Origin of the sequence: Pseudomonas reidholzensis (assembly GCF_900536025.1) — a bacterium.
In the GTDB taxonomy this organism is placed as follows: domain Bacteria; phylum Pseudomonadota; class Gammaproteobacteria; order Pseudomonadales; family Pseudomonadaceae; genus Aquipseudomonas; species Aquipseudomonas reidholzensis.
Window position 1 is genome coordinate 111,949 of the sequence record NZ_UNOZ01000002.1, and the last position, 18,123, is coordinate 130,071.

At 60.2% G+C, this 18,123-nt stretch carries 17 protein-coding genes; 13 read left to right on the plus strand and 4 right to left on the minus strand.

Features of this window, described 5'->3' with window-relative positions; translation table 11 throughout:
- Window positions 1-136: 136 nt before the first annotated feature.
- The 4 genes from gyrB to dnaA are packed head-to-tail and all read right to left on the minus strand — an operon-like array spanning window position 137 to window position 6,342.
- Window positions 137-2,554 (minus strand): DNA topoisomerase (ATP-hydrolyzing) subunit B, encoded by a 2,418-nt coding sequence (gene gyrB / locus CCOS865_RS00655; protein WP_119137071.1) that lies wholly within the window; start codon window positions 2,552-2,554, stop codon window positions 137-139.
- A gap of 4 nt (window positions 2,555-2,558) precedes the next feature.
- Entirely contained in the window at window positions 2,559-3,662 is a 1,104-nt protein-coding gene (gene recF / locus CCOS865_RS00660; RefSeq protein ID WP_119137072.1) for a DNA replication/repair protein RecF, read from the minus strand.
- Between the two features lie 15 nt (window positions 3,663-3,677).
- Window positions 3,678-4,781 carry a DNA polymerase III subunit beta gene (dnaN, locus tag CCOS865_RS00665; protein WP_119137073.1) on the minus strand — a complete coding sequence of 368 codons (1,104 nt, stop codon included), beginning with the start codon at window positions 4,779-4,781 and terminating at the stop codon, window positions 3,678-3,680.
- Window positions 4,782-4,821: 40 nt separating this feature from the next.
- A complete protein-coding gene (gene dnaA / locus CCOS865_RS00670) occupies window positions 4,822-6,342 on the minus strand; it encodes a chromosomal replication initiator protein DnaA (RefSeq protein ID WP_119137074.1) in 1,521 nt (506 codons plus the stop codon).
- Window positions 6,343-6,949: 607 nt separating this feature from the next.
- Between dnaA and rpmH the strand changes: the two genes are divergently transcribed.
- The 13 genes from rpmH to CCOS865_RS00735 all read left to right on the plus strand — a co-directional run bounded on the left by rpmH (window position 6,950) and on the right by CCOS865_RS00735 (window position 18,118).
- Complete coding sequence (gene rpmH, locus CCOS865_RS00675; RefSeq protein WP_002551315.1) at window positions 6,950-7,084, plus strand: 50S ribosomal protein L34; 135 nt, start codon at window positions 6,950-6,952, stop codon at window positions 7,082-7,084.
- Window positions 7,085-7,097: 13 nt separating this feature from the next.
- Window positions 7,098-7,502: a ribonuclease P protein component gene (rnpA, locus tag CCOS865_RS00680; protein WP_119137075.1), complete on the plus strand. Its 405-nt coding sequence runs from the start codon at window positions 7,098-7,100 to the stop codon at window positions 7,500-7,502.
- The gene (yidD, locus tag CCOS865_RS00685) at window positions 7,495-7,740 is read left to right on the plus strand and encodes a membrane protein insertion efficiency factor YidD (RefSeq protein WP_078477749.1); all 246 of its coding nucleotides are present in this window, start codon (window positions 7,495-7,497) and stop codon (window positions 7,738-7,740) included. The genes rnpA and yidD overlap by 8 nt, the downstream gene beginning before the upstream one ends.
- A gap of 2 nt (window positions 7,741-7,742) precedes the next feature.
- Window positions 7,743-9,428 (plus strand): membrane protein insertase YidC, encoded by a 1,686-nt coding sequence (yidC, locus tag CCOS865_RS00690; protein ID WP_119137076.1) that lies wholly within the window; start codon window positions 7,743-7,745, stop codon window positions 9,426-9,428.
- A 93-nt stretch (window positions 9,429-9,521) separates the two neighbouring features.
- Window positions 9,522-10,892, plus strand: a complete 1,371-nt coding sequence (gene mnmE / locus CCOS865_RS00695) for a tRNA uridine-5-carboxymethylaminomethyl(34) synthesis GTPase MnmE (RefSeq protein WP_119137077.1) — start codon at window positions 9,522-9,524, stop codon at window positions 10,890-10,892.
- Window positions 10,893-11,511: 619 nt separating this feature from the next.
- The gene (gene mnmG / locus CCOS865_RS00700) at window positions 11,512-13,404 is read left to right on the plus strand and encodes a tRNA uridine-5-carboxymethylaminomethyl(34) synthesis enzyme MnmG (protein WP_119137078.1); all 1,893 of its coding nucleotides are present in this window, start codon (window positions 11,512-11,514) and stop codon (window positions 13,402-13,404) included.
- Entirely contained in the window at window positions 13,401-14,051 is a 651-nt protein-coding gene (gene rsmG, locus CCOS865_RS00705) for a 16S rRNA (guanine(527)-N(7))-methyltransferase RsmG (protein ID WP_119137079.1), read from the plus strand. The genes mnmG and rsmG overlap by 4 nt, the downstream gene beginning before the upstream one ends.
- An 18-nt stretch (window positions 14,052-14,069) precedes the next feature.
- Window positions 14,070-14,861 carry a ParA family protein gene (locus CCOS865_RS00710; protein WP_119137080.1) on the plus strand — a complete coding sequence of 264 codons (792 nt, stop codon included), beginning with the start codon at window positions 14,070-14,072 and terminating at the stop codon, window positions 14,859-14,861.
- Between the two features lie 9 nt (window positions 14,862-14,870).
- Window positions 14,871-15,743: a ParB/RepB/Spo0J family partition protein gene (locus CCOS865_RS00715; protein ID WP_119137081.1), complete on the plus strand. Its 873-nt coding sequence runs from the start codon at window positions 14,871-14,873 to the stop codon at window positions 15,741-15,743.
- A gap of 149 nt (window positions 15,744-15,892) precedes the next feature.
- Window positions 15,893-16,309 carry a F0F1 ATP synthase subunit I gene (locus tag CCOS865_RS00720; RefSeq protein ID WP_119137082.1) on the plus strand — a complete coding sequence of 139 codons (417 nt, stop codon included), beginning with the start codon at window positions 15,893-15,895 and terminating at the stop codon, window positions 16,307-16,309.
- A 7-nt stretch (window positions 16,310-16,316) separates the two neighbouring features.
- On the plus strand, window positions 16,317-17,186 hold the full coding sequence (gene atpB / locus CCOS865_RS00725) for a F0F1 ATP synthase subunit A (RefSeq protein ID WP_119137083.1): 870 nt from the start codon (window positions 16,317-16,319) through the stop codon (window positions 17,184-17,186).
- Window positions 17,187-17,331: 145 nt separating this feature from the next.
- Window positions 17,332-17,589 (plus strand): F0F1 ATP synthase subunit C, encoded by a 258-nt coding sequence (gene atpE, locus CCOS865_RS00730; protein WP_003097235.1) that lies wholly within the window; start codon window positions 17,332-17,334, stop codon window positions 17,587-17,589.
- Between the two features lie 58 nt (window positions 17,590-17,647).
- On the plus strand, window positions 17,648-18,118 hold the full coding sequence (locus tag CCOS865_RS00735) for a F0F1 ATP synthase subunit B (RefSeq protein ID WP_119137084.1): 471 nt from the start codon (window positions 17,648-17,650) through the stop codon (window positions 18,116-18,118).
- Window positions 18,119-18,123 lie beyond the last annotated feature (5 nt).

An 18,123-nucleotide genomic window follows, 5' to 3' on the forward strand; every position in this document is an offset into this window, starting at 1 on the left:
GGAGGGCAGGGAGAGGGAACGGTTGCAGCTGCAGCGGCTGAAATGAAAAAGCCCGACGCCAAATAGGCAATCGGGCTTTTTCAGGAGCTGGCTTCGACAGGGCTAACAGGCCCCTGTCAAAGCAGCGACGCGCAGGTCAGAAGTCCAGGTTGGACACCGACAAGGCGTTGCTTTCGATGAACTCGCGGCGTGGTTCCACCGCGTCGCCCATCAGGGTGTTGAAGATCTGGTCAGCGGCAATCGCGTCTTCGATGGTGACCTTGAGCATGCGGCGCACGGTTGGGTCCATGGTGGTTTCCCACAGCTGCTCCGGGTTCATCTCACCCAGACCTTTGTAGCGCTGGATGGTGTGACGCTTGGCCGTCTCGTTCATCAACCAGTCGAGGGCTTCCTTGAACTCGGTGACCGCCTTGCGACGCTCGCCGCGTTGCACGTAGGCACCTTCACCGAACAGCGAGCTGAGCTTGGCGCCCAGGTTGACCACCGTGCGGTAGTCGTTGCTGCCGAAGAAGTCACGGTTGAAGGTGATGTAGCTGGCCAGGCCGTGCGAGGTGATTTCCACTTCTGGCAGCCAGACGTTGCGCTCTTTGTCTTCACGCAGGCTGGCAGTGTAAGCCAGGCCAGACTTCTGGTTGCTGGTCAGACGCTGCTGGAACTTGCCCAGCCAGGCTTGCATGTGCGCGTGGTCACCCAGCTGCTCGAGGGTGATTTCATCCATGTAGATGAAGTGCTCGGTCAGCTCCAGCGGGTACAGGCGCGACAGACGCTTGAGGGTTTTCATTACACCGCGGAACTCGTTCACCAGGCTTTCCAGCTGAACGCCCGATACCGCTGGCGCCGCCTCGTCCAGGTGCAGGCTGGCATCATCGAGGGCCGACTGCGTCATGTATTCTTCCATGGCGTCGTCGTCTTTGATGTACTGCTCTTGCTTGCCTCGCTTGACCTTGTACAGCGGTGGCTGGGCGATATAGATGTAGCCACGCTCGACCAGCTCCGGCAGCTGACGGAAGAAGAAGGTCAGCAACAGGGTACGGATGTGCGAACCGTCGACGTCAGCATCGGTCATGATGATGATGTTGTGATAACGCAGCTTGGCGATGTTGTACTCATCGCGGCCGATGCCACAGCCCAGCGCGGTGATCAGCGTGCCGACTTCCTGGGACGAGATCATCTTGTCGAAGCGTGCTTTCTCGACGTTGAGGATCTTGCCCTTGAGCGGCAGGATGGCCTGGGTACGACGGTTACGGCCTTGCTTGGCCGAGCCGCCTGCAGAGTCACCCTCCACCAGGTACAGTTCGGAGAGGGCAGGGTCCTTCTCTTGGCAGTCGGCCAACTTGCCCGGCAGGCCGGCGATGTCCAACGCACCTTTACGGCGGGTCATCTCACGGGCCTTACGCGCCGCTTCGCGGGCACGCGCGGCGTCGATCATCTTGCCGACCACCGCTTTGGCTTCGTTGGGGTTTTCCAGCAGGAAGTCGGAGAAGTACTTGTTCATCTCCTGCTCCACGGCGGTCTTCACCTCCGAGGAAACCAGCTTGTCCTTGGTCTGCGAGCTGAACTTGGGATCCGGTACCTTGACCGAGATGATCGCGGTCAGGCCTTCACGGGCGTCGTCGCCGGTGGTCGCCACCTTGTTCTTCTTGGCCAGGCCTTCTTGCTCGATGTAAGCGTTGAGGCTGCGGGTCAGCGAAGAACGGAAGCCGACCAGGTGAGTACCACCGTCGCGCTGCGGAATGTTGTTGGTGAAGCACAGCAGGTTTTCGTTGAAGCTGTCGTTCCACTGCAGGGCGACTTCGACACCGACACCGTCTTCACGCTGGATGTTGAAATGGAACACCTGATTGACCGGGGTCTTGTTGGTGTTCAGGTATTCAACGAACGCGCGCAGGCCACCTTCGTACTTGAAGAACTCCTCTTTGCCGCTGCGTTCGTCCTTGAGCAGGATGCCGACGCCGGAGTTGAGGAAGGACAGTTCACGAATCCGCTTGGCCAGGATGTCCCAGCTGAAGTGGATGTTCTTGAAGGTTTCAGCCGAAGGCTTGAAGTGGATGTGGGTACCGGTGCTTTCGCTTTCGCCGACAACCGCCATCGGCGCCTGTGGCACGCCATGCACGTAGGTCTGTTCCCAGACTTTGCCACTACGGCGAACAGTCAGAATCAGTTGCTCGGACAAGGCGTTTACTACGGAAACACCAACACCGTGCAGACCGCCAGAAACCTTGTAGGAGTTGTCATCGAACTTACCGCCTGCGTGCAGGACGGTCATGATGACCTCGGCCGCCGATACACCTTCTTCTTTGTGCACGTCGACCGGGATGCCGCGACCGTTGTCGCGGACACTGATGGATTCATCAGGGTGGATGATGACGGTGATGTCATCGCAGTGACCGGCGAGGGCTTCGTCGATCGAGTTGTCGACCACCTCGAAGACCATGTGGTGCAGGCCGCTACCATCATCGGTGTCGCCAATGTACATGCCGGGACGTTTGCGCACGGCATCCAGCCCTTTCAACACTTTAATGCTGGAGGAGTCGTACGTTTGATTTTCGCTCATGCCTTCACTCCCGATGGTCGTGGGTCTGGGTGATACGGCCCTGTTCCACGTGGAACAAAGCAACTGGCGTTTCCGTCTGCCAGCCTTCCCTCAGTAATTCGTGATCTACACAGGTGATAAACACCTGGCAGCGTAGTTCTTCTAGCAAGCGGCAAAGTGCGCGGCGGTGCTGCTCGTCCAACTCAGACGGCAAGTCATCCACAAGATAGATACAGAGACCGCGGCGAGCCTGGCTGACCAGGTGCCCTTGGGCGATGCGCAGCGCGCAGACCACAAGTTTCTGCTGCCCACGGGACAAGATATCCGCTGCGTTGTTTACCCCAATACGAAGGCGTAAATCGGCACGCTGCGGACCGGCCTGGGTGTGGCCCATCTGCTGATCACGATGAAGAGAAGAGGCGAGTACTTCGTTGAGTTCCCGGTCCTTGTCCCAGCCGCGATAGTAGCTCAAGGTCAATCCGTCCAGCTCGACCAGTTCGCTCAGGGTTCGCTCGAAGACGGGCTTCAAGGCCTTGATGTAGTTGCGACGGTATTCATCTATCTCCGCGCTGGCCAGGCATAATTCCCGGTCCCAGGCGGCTTGCGAAGCTGGGTCAAGTGTACCATGCCGCAACCATGAGTTCCGCTGCCGCAGCGCCTTCTGCAGACGTTGCCAGGCCGCCATGAACCGAGGTTCCACGTGGAACACTCCCCAATCGAGGAACTGTCGACGAATTTTCGGCGCGCCTTCCAACAGCCGGAAGCTGTCCGGATTGATCAATTGCAGGGGCAGCAATTCAGCCAATTGCGCAGCGCTGCGCGCGTTCTGGCCGTCGATGCGGATGGTGAATTCCCCCTGGCGTTCCCGTGAGACACCCAGGTTACTGCTGCCACCTTCCGCCAACTGAACCTCGCCAAACACCGTGCAGGTGGTCTGCTCGTATTGGATAACCGGGTTCAACCGAGTGCTGCGGAAGGAGCGGGCCAGGCCCAACAGGTAGACGGCTTCCAGCACGCTGGTCTTGCCGCTGCCGTTGTCGCCATAAAGGATGTTGATGCGGGGGGAGGGGGAGAGGGTCACTGGGTGCAGGTTGCGCACCGCAGTGACCATGATACGTCTAAGGGACATTAGCGCTGCTACAGATTACAGACGCATCGGCATGACAACGTAGGAGGAGTCATCGTTGCCGGCTTCCTGCAGCAGGGCACTGCTGTTGGAGTCGGACAGAATCAGACGAACCTGCTCCGTAGTCATTACACCCAGCACGTCCAGCAGGTAACTCACGTTGAAGCCGATCTCCAGTGAGTTGCCGTTGTAGTCGACGCTGATCTCTTCTTCCGCTTCTTCCTGCTCCGGGTTGTTGGCCTGGATCTTCAGTTGGCCAGCCGCGAGTTGCAGACGGATACCGCGGTACTTCTCGTTCGACAGGATCGCAGTACGGCTGAACGCCTCACGCAGCGCCTGACGATCACCGATCACCAGCTTGTCGCCACCCTTGGGCAGCACGCGCTCGTAGTCGGGGAACTTGCCATCGACCAGCTTCGAGGTGAAGGTGAACTCGCCGGTGGTGGCGCGGATGTGGTGCTGACCGAGGACGATGCTGACCATGCCTTCCGGATCGGTGAGCAGGCGCGCCAGCTCAAGGATACCTTTGCGCGGCACGATCACCTGGTGGCGCTCAGCCTGGCCGATCGCGGCCTGCATCGAGCACAGGGCCAAGCGGTGGCCGTCGGTGGCAACGGCGCGCAGCGTGTCGGTAGAGACTTCCAGCAGCATGCCGTTGAGGTAGTAGCGAACGTCCTGCTGGGCCATGGCGAAGCTGGTGCGCTCGATCAAGCGACGCAGCTTGCTCTGCTCCAGGTTGCAGGTCAGCGAGCCTGGGCCTTCTTCCACGGTCGGGAAGTCGTTGGCAGGCAGGGTCGACAGGGTGAAACGGCTGCGACCAGCCTTGACCAGCAACTTCTGCTCGTCGACCTTGATGTCGATCAGCACGTCGCTCGGCAGGCTTTTGCAGATGTCCATCAGCTTGCGCGCCGGGACAGTGATCTCGCCCGGCTCGGCCGGTTCTTCAAGCTGCACACGGCCAACCAGTTCGACTTCCAGGTCGGTACCGGTCAACGACAGCTGCTGGCCTTGTACGACCAGCAGGACGTTGGACAGGACCGGCAAGGTCTGGCGACGCTCGACGACACCTGCGACCAGTTGCAGGGGTTTCAACAGGGCTTCGCGTTGAATGGTGAAATGCATGGTCTAGTCCCTTGCCTTCAAATAGCTGCGCCGACGCCCATCAGGTCGTCAGCGTGCGCAGCAGGTTCTTGTAGTCCTCGCGGATGTCCGCGTCGGATTCCTTCAGTTCATTGATCTTGCGGCAGGCGTGCAGCACGGTGGTGTGGTCGCGGCCGCCAAACATGTCGCCGATTTCCGGCAAGCTGTGGTTGGTCAGCTCCTTGGACAACGCCATGGCCACCTGACGCGGTCGCGCTACCGAGCGCGAACGCCGCTTGGAGAGCAAGTCGGAGATCTTGATCTTGTAGTACTCGGCCACGGTGCGCTGGATGTTATCCACACTCACCAGCTTGTCTTGCAGCGCCAGCAGGTCCTTCAGCGACTCACGGATCAGCTCGATGGTGATGTCGCGGCCCATGAAGTGCGAGTGAGCGATGACGCGCTTGAGCGCGCCTTCAAGCTCACGCACGTTGGAGCGGATGCGCTGGGCGATGAAGAACGCCGCATCGTGCGGCAGCTCAACCTTGGCCTGGTCGGCCTTTTTCATCAGGATCGCCACACGGGTTTCCAGCTCGGGCGGCTCGACGGCAACCGTCAGGCCCCAGCCGAAGCGCGACTTCAGGCGCTCTTCCAGGCCTTCGATCTCTTTCGGGTAGCGGTCGCTGGTGAGAATCACCTGCTGACCGCCCTCGAGCAAGGCGTTGAAGGTGTGGAAAAACTCTTCCTGGGAACGCTCCTTGCGCGCAAAGAACTGGATGTCATCGATCAGCAGCGCGTCGACCGAACGGTAGAAACGCTTGAATTCGTTGATCGCGTTCAGCTGCAGCGCCTTGACCATGTCGGCCACGAAGCGCTCGGAGTGCAGGTACACCACCTTGGCATTGGGGTTCTTCTTCAGCAGGTGGTTACCCACAGCGTGCATCAGGTGAGTCTTGCCCAGGCCCACGCCGCCATACAGGAATAGTGGGTTGTAGCCATGCTTGGGGTTGTCCGCGACCTGCCAGGCGGCCGCACGGGCCAACTGGTTCGACTTGCCTTCGACAAAGGTGTCGAAGGTAAAGGTGCGGTTCAGGTAGCTGGTGTGCTTGAGCGCACCTTCGACCTGCACGGTACGTTGCTCGGTACGCCCCGGGGCGCTCGGCGCCACCGGCGTATCGCCCATGGAGTCGAAGGTGTGCCGCGAAGTCGGCTCTTCCACCTCGTTGACCAGCACCGGCTCGGCTGCTGGGGCCACGGCCCGCTCGCTGTGCGCGGCGACCGCAGCCGGCTGCTGGGCCTGAGCCTGGGCCATGGCGGCACTGACCGGTGCGTTGGGCGCGGCGCGCGGCGCTGAGCTGCGGCGGCTGCCTATTAACAAGGAAAGGGCTGGCGCGATGCCGCTGCCGTTCTCACCCAGCAGTTCGAGCAGACGACCCAGGTATTTCTCATTGACCCAATCAAGAACGAAACGGTTGGGCGCATACACGCGCAACTCGTCGCCTTCAGCTTCGACCTGTAGCGGACGGATCCAGGTGTTGAATTGCTGGGCAGGCAGTTCGTCGCGCAGAAGCTCCACGCACTGCTGCCAAAGTTCCACTGACACGGATATCCCCTGAGTTGAAAGCCGGATGAGGCAAAAGCAAACCGCCATTGTACCGGGGCGGCGGCTACTTATCCACATGAGACAACGACTTGAACCATGACAAAGCTGCCAAATACTGCCCAAAAAGCCATCCAAGGGCGGTGGATAAGCCCTGTGGATAACCGCCCATAAGGGCTATGCACAACCCTGGGTTAAAGCCTGTTGATAACTAGCCTGTGGATAAAGACGTGTTCCATCCACAGGTTTCGACCATGCGCAGCACAGGCGCAGCACGCCTTGTGGACAACCTTTCTGATCTCTGTACAGTCCATGGTTAAAGGGCTACAGGATGTTATCCACAGAAAATGGCTTGTATAAGATCTATAAGTTATTCAGAAAAGCTTTTTATATGCCTCTTTTATTTTTTCATATTGTCCACATCTCGCGATCCGCTCAAGCCTGTCGATCACGCGCCCGATTCCTTCCTCTAGAAGTCAGCAGGACGTGATGCCATCCATAAGGAAACGCTGGTTGGAAATTGACCTATTGGCTTGCTTTCTCTAGAATCGCCGATCTCTTAAAACGGGGGCCATTCCGGCCCGTAGTCGACGAACCCAGGTAACACGCCATGAAACGTACTTTCCAACCAAGCACCATCAAGCGCGCGCGCACCCACGGCTTCCGTGCCCGTATGGCCACCAAGAACGGCCGCGCTGTTCTGTCGCGTCGTCGTGCCAAAGGCCGTAAGCGTCTGGCCGTTTGATTTTTCGGCACAGGTGGTGAGTCAGGACTTCAGTCGGGAAAAGCGACTGCTTACACCCCGGCATTTCAAAGCGGTCTTCGACTCGCCTACCGGCAAGGTTCCAGGTAAAAGCCTGCTTATCCTTGCCCGCGAGAACGGCCTCGATCACCCGCGCCTCGGCTTGGTGATCGGCAAGAAGAGCGTCAAGCTCGCCGTTCAGCGAAATCGGCTCAAACGCTTGATGCGCGATTCCTTTCGCCTGAACCAGCAGATGATTGCTGGCCTGGACATCGTGATCGTCGCGCGCAAGGGCTTGGGCGAGATAGAAAACCCAGAATTGCACCAACATTTTGGCAAGCTCTGGAAGCGCCTCGCTCGTAGTCGGCCCTCTCCAGCGGTACCTGCCGACTCTGCAGGGGTAGACAGTCACGATGCGTAAACTGGCCCTCGTTCCGATCCAGTTTTACCGTTACGCCATTAGCCCCCTGATGGCCAGTCACTGTCGTTTCTACCCCAGCTGCTCCTGTTACGCCTACGAAGCCATTGAAAACCATGGCCTCTGGCGTGGTGGGTGGCTAGCCGTTCGTCGCCTGGGGCGTTGTCATCCGTGGAACGACGGCGGTTTCGATCCCGTCCCACCCGCTCCCTCCTCCCGAACTTCTTCGATAGCCGAGTAATCATGGATATTAAACGCACGATCCTGATCGTCGCCCTGGCAATCGTGGCCTACGTTCTGGTCCTCAAATGGAACCAGGATTACGGTCAGGCTGCTCTGCCGACTCAGCATGCTGCTGCCAGCAACGCTAACCCGGCCCTGCCGGATACCGTGCCGGCCGCTGGCAATTCCGGCGCCAGCGCCGATGTGCCGAGCGCCAATGCTGATGCCAGCCCAGCCGAACTGGCTCCGGTCGCTGTCAGCAAGGACCTGATCCGGGTCAAGACCGACGTCCTTGAACTGGCTATCGACCCGGTGGGTGGTGACATCGTCCAGTTGTCGTTGCCTGAGTACCCACGTCGCCAAGACCATCCGGACATCCCGTTCCAGCTGTTCGACAATGGCAACGAGCGTACCTACCTGGCCCAGAGCGGCCTGACCGGCGCCAACGGCCCGGATGCCCGTTCGTCGGGTCGTCCGCTGTACGCCGCCGAGCAGAAGAGCTTCCAACTGGCCGATGGCCAGGAGCAGCTGGTCGTCGACCTGAAGTTCAGCGAGAACGGCGTCAACTACATCAAGCGCTTCAGCTTCAAGCGCGGTGAGTACGACCTCAACGTCAGCTACCTGATCGACAACCAGAGCGACCAGGCCTGGTCGGGCAACATGTTCGCCCAGCTCAAGCGTGACGCCAGCTCCGATCCGTCGTCGAGCACGGCCACCGGTACCGCGACCTACCTGGGCGCCGCCCTGTGGACGCCGTCCGAGCCGTACAAGAAAGTGTCGATGAAAGACATCGACAAAGGCAGCCTGAAAGAAACCGTTTCGGGTGGTTGGGTCGCCTGGCTGCAGCACTACTTCGTGACTGCCTGGATCCCGGCCAAGTCGGACAACAACGTCCTGCAGACCCGCAAGGACAGCCAAGGCAACTACATCATCGGCTACACCGGCCCGGCGCTCAGCGTGCCTGCCGGCGGTAAAGTCGAAACCGGCGCCATGCTGTATGCCGGTCCGAAGATCCAGTCCAAGCTCAAGGAGTTGTCCCCAGGCCTGGAACTGACCGTCGACTACGGCTTCCTGTGGTTCATTGCCCAGCCGATCTTCTGGCTGCTGCAACATATCCACAGCCTGCTGGGCAACTGGGGTTGGTCGATCATCGTCCTGACCATGCTCATCAAGGGCCTGTTCTTCCCGCTGTCGGCTGCCAGCTACCGTTCGATGGCGCGCATGCGTGCCGTATCGCCGAAACTGGCCGCGCTGAAGGAACGCTTCGGTGACGATCGCCAGAAGATGTCCCAGGCGATGATGGAGCTGTACAAGAAAGAGAAGATCAACCCGCTGGGCGGCTGCCTGCCGATCCTGGTCCAGATGCCGGTGTTCCTGGCCCTGTACTGGGTACTGCTGGAAAGCGTCGAGATGCGCCAGACCCCCTGGATGCTGTGGATCACCGACCTGTCGATCAAGGATCCGTTCTTCATCCTGCCGATCATCATGGGCGCGACCATGTTCATCCAGCAGCGTCTGAACCCGACCCCGCCGGATCCGATGCAGGCCAAGGTGATGAAAATGATGCCGATCATCTTCACCTTCTTCTTCCTGTGGTTCCCGGCTGGCCTGGTGCTGTACTGGGTTGTGAACAACTGCCTGTCGATCTCGCAGCAGTGGTACATCACTCGCAGTATCGAAGCCGCGGCCAAGAAGGCTGCTGCGTGACGGGCTGCTAAGCTAGCCTGTGAATAAAAACGCCCCCTAGTGGGGCGTTTTTGCTATCTGTCCTTTTGAATTTCGTCGTAGAGGCTTGCCAGCATGAACACTGTGCGTGAAACCATCGCCGCCATTGCCACCGCCCAAGGCCGCGGTGGGGTCGGTATCGTCAGACTGTCCGGCCCGTTGGCGAGCCAGGCCGGGCAGGCCATCACCGGCCGCAACCTGACCCCACGGCATGCTCACTACGGGCCATTCCGCGACCAGGACGGCCTGGTCCTCGATGAGGGGATCGTGCTGTTCTTCCCGGGGCCCAACTCGTTTACTGGCGAAGACGTGCTCGAGCTGCAGGGCCATGGCGGCCCGGTGGTGATGGACATGCTCCTGCAGCGCTGCCTGCAGCTGGGCTGTCGCCTGGCTCGGCCGGGCGAGTTCAGCGAGCGCGCGTTCCTCAACGACAAGCTCGACCTGGCCCAGGCCGAAGCGATCGCTGACCTTATCGAAGCCAGCTCGACCCAGGCCGCGCGCAACGCCTTGCGCTCGCTGCAGGGTGAGTTTTCCAAGCGTGTGCACAGCCTGACCGAGGCGCTGATCGCGCTGCGCATCTACGTCGAGGCAGCCATCGACTTCCCCGAAGAAGAAATCGACTTCCTTGCCGATGGCCATGTCTTGTCGATGCTCGATGCCGTGCGCGGCGAGTTGTCCACAGTGCAGAAGGAAGCCGGGCAGGGCGCCTTGCTGCGGGACGGCATGAACGTGGTGATCGCCGGTCGACCGAATGCCGGCAAGTCGAGCCTGCTCAACCGCCTGGCCGGCCGCGAGGCCGCGATTGTCACCGACATCGCCGGCACCACCCGGGATATCCTCCGCGAACATATCCACATCGATGGCATGCCGCTGCACGTGGTCGACACCGCAGGCCTGCGCGACACCGACGACCAAGTGGAAAAGATCGGCGTGGAACGCGCCCTGAAGGCCATCAGCGAGGCTGACCGGGTGCTCCTGGTCGTGGACAGTACCGCGCCCGAGGCCAGCGACCCGTTCGCCCTGTGGCCAGAATTCCTCGACCAGCGCCCGGACCCGGCCAAGGTCACCTTGATCCGTAACAAGGCCGACCTCAGCGGTGAAGCGGTGGCGGTGGAGCAGTGCGAGGATGGCCACGTGACCCTGACCCTGAGCGCCAAGGGCGATGACCTGGGGCTCGAGTTGCTGCGCGACCACCTCAAGGCCTGCATGGGCTATGAACAGACCTCAGAGAGCAGCTTCAGCGCCCGCCGGCGCCATCTCGAAGCCCTGAACATCGCCAGTAGCCATCTTGAGCACGGGCGTGCCCAGCTGACCTTGGCGGGCGCGGGTGAGCTCCTCGCAGAAGACTTGCGCCAGGCTCAACAGGCCCTGGGCGAAATCACCGGGGCGTTCAGCTCGGATGACCTGCTGGGGCGGATCTTCTCGAGCTTCTGCATCGGCAAGTGATCCACAGGGCCTTTGACGGCCCTCTTGCACTCACCTTTGAGCCTGCGGACGCTGAGAATTTGATCCACAGGTGACCGCTTGGCGGGTCTCTTCAGGGGACCCGACTCTGCTTACGAGGTTCTGGGCCGCGCCTCGATCGGACGCAATGTTCGATTTTGCCCCCTCGTTTTCCCCCTCCTTGAAAAAAAATCCTGCCTCGATGCGCCGCTGATTTGCTCAACAGGCGGTTTTTCGCGCGGATAAGCCCTGTGGAAAACTCACCATCAGCTCGGTTGATAACTGGCCTCCTGAGCTGAGGATAAACCCGCCTGTTGATAAGTAGGCGTTCTATCCACAGTCTAAAGGGCGTTATCCAGAGCCCTCAGAGGCACTAGAACACAGGGTTTAATTTCTCTGTACATACCATGGATCATAGCCTGTAGCGTTCTATCCACAGAAAAGTGCCTGTGTAAGAATAAACATAAAAACAAAGCTTCTTTAATTTCTTCCTCTTTAATTTCTGTTATCCCGTTCATCCACAGCCTGGTCAAAATTTGCTCAGAAGGTTTCTTTAGAAGGCAGGAAGTCTCATACTTGTCCGCTTAACTTCTCTATTTGCAAAACAGGCACGAGGTGCGTGGTGGATTTCCCTTCCCGTTTTGAAGTGATCGTCATCGGCGGCGGCCATGCCGGTACCGAGGCTGCGCTTGCGTCTGCACGCATGGGTGTGAAAACCCTGCTGCTGACCCACAACGTGGAAACCCTCGGTCACATGAGCTGCAACCCGGCGATCGGTGGCATCGGCAAGAGCCATCTGGTCAAAGAGATCGATGCGCTCGGCGGCGTCATGGCGCTGGCCACCGACAAGAGCGGCATCCAGTTCCGCGTGTTGAACAACCGCAAGGGCCCGGCCGTACGTGCAACCCGTGCGCAGGCTGACCGCGCCATCTACAAGGCAGTGGTCCGCGAAATCCTGGAAAACCAGCCGAACCTGTGGATATTCCAGCAGTCCTGCGATGACCTGATCGTCGAGCAGGACCAGGTCAAGGGCGTGGTCACGCAGATGGGTCTGCGGTTCATGGCCGATTCGGTGGTACTGACCACCGGCACCTTCCTTGCCGGACTTATCCACATCGGGATGCAGAACTACACCGGCGGCCGCGCCGGCGATCCGCCCGCGATCGCCCTGGCGCACCGCATGCGTGAACTGCCGCTGCGCGTCGGCCGCCTGAAAACCGGCACCCCGCCGCGTATCGATGGGCGCTCGGTGGACTTCTCGGTGATGACCGAACAGCCAGGCGACACGCCGATCCCGGTGATGTCGTTCATGGGCAACGCGCAGATGCACCCGCGCCAGGTCAGCTGCTGGATTACCCACACCAACGCCCGCACCCACGAGATCATTGCCTCGAACCTCGACCGTTCGCCGATGTACTCCGGGGTCATCGAAGGGGTCGGCCCGCGCTATTGCCCGTCGATCGAAGACAAGATCCACCGCTTCGCCGACAAGCAGAGCCACCAGGTGTTCATCGAGCCCGAGGGCCTGAACACCCATGAGCTGTACCCCAACGGTATTTCAACTTCGCTGCCGTTCGACGTGCAGCTGGAGTTGGTGCGGTCGATCCGTGGCATGGAAAACGCCCACATCGTGCGTCCCGGTTACGCCATCGAGTACGACTACTTCGACCCGCGCGATCTCAAGTACAGCCTCGAGACCAAAGTCATCGGCGGGCTGTTCTTCGCGGGCCAGATCAACGGCACCACCGGTTACGAAGAGGCCGGTGCGCAAGGCCTGCTGGCCGGGACCAACGCCGCACTGCGTGCCCAGGGCCGCGACAGCTGGTGCCCGCGCCGCGACGAGGCGTACCTCGGCGTGCTGGTCGACGACCTGATTACCCTGGGTACCCAGGAGCCGTACCGGATGTTCACCTCGCGTGCCGAGTACCGCCTGATCCTGCGTGAAGACAACGCCGACCTGCGCCTGACCGAGAAGGGCCGCGAGCTGGGTCTGATCGATGACCAGCGCTGGGCGGCGTTCTGTGCCAAGCGCGAAGGCATCGAGCGCGAAGAGCAGCGCCTGAAGTCGACCTGGGTCCGCCCGAACACCCCGCAAGGCCAAGCCGTTGTGGATAAGTTCGGCACGCCGCTGAGCCACGAGTACAGCCTGCTCAACCTGCTGGCGCGGCCAGAAATCGACTATGTCGGCCTGATCGAGGCCACCGGGGGCGAGATCCTCGACCCGCAGGTCGCCGAACAGGTCGAGATCAAGACCAAGTACGCCGGTTACATCGACCGCCAGCAGGACGAGATCGCCCGCCTGCGCGCCAGCGAAGACACCGCCCTGCCTGTGGATATCGACTACACGACGATTTCCGGCCTGTCCAAGGAGATCCAGGGCAAGCTCGGCCAGACCCGTCCGCAGACCCTCGGCCAGGCGTCGCGCATCCCCGGCGTGACCCCGGCGGCGATTTCCCTGTTGCTGATTCATCTGAAAAAACGCGGCGCAGGCCGCGAATTGGAGCAAAGCGCTTGAGTTCCCTGGTCACCCCGCAACACGCAGAAGAGTTGTCCACAGGCGCGCGCCAGCTCGGTGTCGAGCTCAGCCCGCAGCAGCACGAGCAGCTGCTGGGCTACCTGGCCCTGTTGATCAAATGGAACAAGGCCTACAACCTGACCGCGGTGCGCGACCCCGACGAAATGGTTTCGCGTCACCTGCTCGACAGCCTCAGCGTCATGCCGTTTATCCACAGCGACCTGCACAGCTGGCTGGATGTCGGCAGCGGCGGTGGCATGCCGGGCATTCCTTTGGCTATCCTGCACCCGCACAAGCAGGTGACGCTGCTGGACAGCAATGGCAAGAAGACTCGCTTCCTCACCCAGGTGAAGATGGAGCTGAAACTGGACAACCTCGAGGTTATCCACAGCCGGGTCGAAGAGTACCAACCTGCGCAGCCGTTCAGCGGGATCATCTCGCGGGCGTTCAGCAGCATGGAGAACTTCACAGGCTGGACCCGCCATCTGGGCGACACGCGGACGCAGTGGCTTGCAATGAAAGGGCTGCATCCTGCCGATGAACTGGTAGCATTGCCCGCAGACTTCACAGTGGAAAGCGAGCAGGCCCTGACCGTTCCGGGTTGCCAGGGCCAACGCCATCTGCTGATACTGCGCCGCAAGGCATGACTGGGAACGCACGCAACAATGGCTAAGGTATTCGCAATCGCGAACCAGAAAGGGGGTGTGGGTAAGACCACCACCTGTATCAATCTCGCCGCATCGCTGGCTGCGACCAAGCGTCGTGTGCTGCTGATCGACCTCGATCCGCAGGGCAACGCGACCATGGGCAGCGGGGTGGACAAGCACGAGCTCGAGCACTCGGTCTACGACCTGTTGATCGGGGAATGCGACCTGGCCCAGGCGATGCGCTTTTCCGAGCACGGTGGCTTCCAGCTCCTGCCGGCCAACCGCGACCTGACCGCCGCCGAGGTGGTCCTGCTGGAAATGCAGGTCAAGGAAAGCCGTCTGCGCAACGCGCTGGCACCGATCCGCGAGAGCTACGACTACATCCTCATCGACTGCCCACCGTCGCTGTCGATGCTGACGCTCAACGCGCTGGTCGCCTCCGATGGCGTGATCATCCCGATGCAGTGCGAGTACTACGCACTCGAAGGTCTCAGCGACCTTGTGGATAACATCAAGCGCATCGCCGCCCGGCTGAACCCTGAGCTGAAGATCGAAGGCCTGCTGCGGACCATGTTCGACCCGCGCCTGAGCCTGAACAACGACGTTTCGGCGCAGCTCAAGGAACACTTCGGCGAGCAGCTGTACGACACGGTGATCCCGCGCAACATTCGCCTGGCCGAGGCGCCAAGCTTCGGCATGCCGGCGCTGGCCTACGACAAGCAATCGCGGGGCGCTCTCGCCTACCTGGCCCTGGCCGGGGAACTGGTGCGCCGCCAACGCCGTCAATCACGCACTGCACAAACAACTTAAGGAATCCGTATGGCCGTTAAGAAACGGGGTCTCGGACGTGGGTTGGATGCACTGCTCAGTGGTCCTACCGTCAGCTCGCTCGAAGAGCAGGCTGTCAAGGTCGACCAGAAAGAACTGCAACACCTGCCGGTCGAACTGATCCAGCGTGGCAAGTACCAGCCGCGCCGTGACATGGACCCGGAGGCGCTGGAAGAGCTGGCCGCCTCGATTCGTAGCCAGGGCGTCATGCAACCGATCGTGGTCCGTCCGATCGGCGACAACCGCTTCGAGATCATCGCCGGTGAGCGCCGCTGGCGCGCCACCCAGCTGGCCGGGCTCGACACCATCCCGTCGATGGTCCGCGATGTGCCCGACGATGCCGCCATTGCCATGGCGCTGATCGAGAACATCCAGCGTGAAGACCTCAACCCGCTGGAAGAGGCGATTGCCCTGCAGCGCCTGCAGCAGGAGTTCGAGCTGACCCAGCAGCAGGTCGCCGACGCCGTGGGCAAGTCACGGGTGACCGTGGCCAACCTGCTGCGCCTGATCTCGCTGCCGGAAGCGATCAAGACCATGCTCGCCCATGGTGACCTGGAGATGGGCCACGCCCGCGCTTTGCTCGGCCTGGGCGAAGATCGCCAGGAAGAAGGGGCGCGTCATGTTGTCGCACGTGGACTCACCGTGCGCCAAACCGAGGCACTGGTACGCCAGTGGCTGAGCGACAAACCTGATCCGGTCGAACCGAGCAAACCTGATCCGGATATCGCTCGCCTTGAACAGCGTCTCGCAGAGCGCTTGGGCTCGGCGGTGCAGATCCGCCACGGAAACAAGGGCAAAGGCCAGTTGGTGATTCGTTACAACTCGCTCGACGAGTTGCAAGGTGTCCTCGCTCACATCCGCTGAAACAATTCCCGTTGTAGCGCGCAGTCGGAAATCACTACCCAAGAGTTGAATAGGGGTTAATCCACCCCTATACTCTGCGCGCATTTTGTCGGCACAAATTATGCCAAGTCGTTGCTGACTTGATGGTCGACTTTCCAGGAGTAGATGTGATGGAAATCCGCACGCCAAACCGGTTGCCTTTCCATCGCTGGGCTGTTTTTCCGGTCCTGCTGGCGCAATTTGTCGTCGTCCTGCTGGCAACTTTGCTGTTGTGGCAGTGGAAAGGAGCAGTCAGTGGATATTCAGGCCTCTGTGGAGGGCTGATTGCCTGGTTGCCCAATGTGTATTTTGCCTGGAAGGCGTTTCGCTTCAGCGGCGCTCGGGCAGCGCAGGCCATCGTCAAGTCGTTTTACGCGGGCGAGGCAGGCAAATTGATTTTGACGGCAGTGTTGTTTGCACTGACCTTCGCAGGAGTGAAGCCATTGGCGCCGCTAGCAGTCTTCGGCGTCTTCGTGCTGACCCAACTGGTCAGCTGGTTCGCGCCCCTGCTAATGAATAAAAGACTTTCGAGACCTAAGGGCGTTTGAGGCAACCATGGCAGCAGAAACCGCTTCGGGCTATATCCAGCACCACTTGCAGAACCTGACCTACGGTCAACTACCAGACGGCAGCTGGGGCTTGGCCCATTCGGCTGCTGAAGCCAAGGCTATGGGCTTCTGGGCATTCCACCTGGACACCCTGGGTTGGTCCGTTGCGTTGGGTCTGATCTTCCTCTTCATCTTCCGCATGGCAGCCAAGAAGGCCACTTCCGGCCAACCTGGCGGTCTGCAGAACTTCGTCGAGGTGATGGTCGACTTCGTGCACGGCAGCGTGAAGGACTCCTTCCACGGCCGTAGCCCGGTGATCGCACCGCTGGCGCTGACCATCTTCGTCTGGGTGTTCCTGATGAACGCCATCGACTTGATCCCGGTCGACTGGATCCCGGTGCTGGCTGCCAAGATCTCGGGTGATCCGCACATTGCGTTCCGCGCTGTGCCGACCACCGACCCGAACGCGACCCTGGGCATGGCCCTGAGCGTGTTCGCACTGATCATTTTCTACAGCATCAAGGTCAAGGGCATCGGCGGCTTCATCGGCGAGCTGACCCTGCACCCGTTCGGCAGCAAGAACCTGTTCGTTCAGGCGCTGCTGATCCCGGTGAACTTCCTGCTGGAATTCGTCACCCTGATCGCCAAGCCGATCTCGCTGGCCCTGCGTCTGTTCGGCAACATGTATGCCGGCGAGCTGGTGTTCATCCTGATCGCGGTGATGTTCGGCAGCGGCCTGCTCTGGCTCAGCGGCCTGGGCATCGTGCTGCAATGGGCGTGGGCTGTGTTCCACATCCTGATCATCACCCTGCAAGCCTTCATCTTCATGATGCTTACCATCGTCTACCTGTCGATGGCTCACGAAGATAACCATTAAGACCGCCTGGCGTGTCTGATAGCCTGCCCTGCCCGTTTGGGGGGCAGGCTGTAAAAAGTCCGCAAGGGCAGTTGTACCAAACGATTTGTTTTACCGCTTCAAACTAAAAAACCTAACCAATACGACGTAAAAGTCGGGAGGAAAGATGGAAACTGTAGTTGGTCTTACCGCTATCGCTGTTGCTCTGCTGATCGGTCTGGGCGCACTGGGCACCGCCATTGGTTTCGGCCTGCTGGGCGGCAAGTTCCTCGAAGGCGCTGCTCGTCAGCCTGAGATGGTCCCGATGCTGCAGGTCAAAATGTTCATCGTCGCCGGTCTGCTCGACGCCGTAACCATGATCGGTGTTGGTATTGCTCTGTTCTTCACCTTCGCAAACCCGTTCGTTGGTCAAATCGCCGGCTAATCACTCGTTTCCACGAGTGGTATGGCTGTGATGAACAAAGACCGAGCGAGGTGTTGGCGTGAACATTAATGCAACCCTGATTGGCCAATCCGTTGCTTTCCTGATTTTTGTCGTTTTCTGCATGAAGTACGTATGGCCTCCGGTCATCGCTGCTCTGCAAGAGCGTCAGAAGAAGATTGCCGATGGTTTGGACGCTGCCAACCGCGCAGCTCGCGACCTGGAGCTGGCCCAAGAGAAAGCGGGTCAGCAACTGCGTGAAGCTAAAGCACAGGCAGCTGAAATCATTGAGCAGGCCAAGAAACGCGCTGCTCAGCTTGTCGAGGAAGCCCGTGACCAGGCCCGCGTCGAAGCTGACCGTGTGAAGGCTCAGGCTCAGGCCGAGATCGAACAGGAACTGAACAGCGTCAAAGACGCCCTGCGTGCCCAAGTGGGTGCCCTGGCTGTTGGCGGTGCTGCGAAGATCCTTGGCGCCACAATCGATCAAAACGCGCATGCGGAGCTGGTTAACAAACTGGCCGCTGAAATTTAAGCGAG

What these genes read in the sequence shown, in the direction of transcription:
- gyrB (WP_119137071.1), bottom strand. Translation starts at nt 2,554, where the DNA reads ATGAGCGAAAATCAAACGTACGACTCCTCCAGCATTAAAGTGTTGAAA.
- recF (WP_119137072.1), bottom strand. Translation starts at nt 3,662, where the DNA reads ATGTCCCTTAGACGTATCATGGTCACTGCGGTGCGCAACCTGCACCCA.
- dnaN (WP_119137073.1), bottom strand. Translation starts at nt 4,781, where the DNA reads ATGCATTTCACCATTCAACGCGAAGCCCTGTTGAAACCCCTGCAACTG.
- rpmH (WP_002551315.1), top strand. Translation starts at nt 6,950, where the DNA reads ATGAAACGTACTTTCCAACCAAGCACCATCAAGCGCGCGCGCACCCAC.
- yidD (WP_078477749.1), top strand. Translation starts at nt 7,495, where the DNA reads ATGCGTAAACTGGCCCTCGTTCCGATCCAGTTTTACCGTTACGCCATT.
- yidC (WP_119137076.1), top strand. Translation starts at nt 7,743, where the DNA reads ATGGATATTAAACGCACGATCCTGATCGTCGCCCTGGCAATCGTGGCC.
- mnmE (WP_119137077.1), top strand. Translation starts at nt 9,522, where the DNA reads ATGAACACTGTGCGTGAAACCATCGCCGCCATTGCCACCGCCCAAGGC.
- CCOS865_RS00710 (WP_119137080.1), top strand. Translation starts at nt 14,070, where the DNA reads ATGGCTAAGGTATTCGCAATCGCGAACCAGAAAGGGGGTGTGGGTAAG.
- CCOS865_RS00715 (WP_119137081.1), top strand. Translation starts at nt 14,871, where the DNA reads ATGGCCGTTAAGAAACGGGGTCTCGGACGTGGGTTGGATGCACTGCTC.
- CCOS865_RS00720 (WP_119137082.1), top strand. Translation starts at nt 15,893, where the DNA reads ATGGAAATCCGCACGCCAAACCGGTTGCCTTTCCATCGCTGGGCTGTT.
- atpB (WP_119137083.1), top strand. Translation starts at nt 16,317, where the DNA reads ATGGCAGCAGAAACCGCTTCGGGCTATATCCAGCACCACTTGCAGAAC.
- atpE (WP_003097235.1), top strand. Translation starts at nt 17,332, where the DNA reads ATGGAAACTGTAGTTGGTCTTACCGCTATCGCTGTTGCTCTGCTGATC.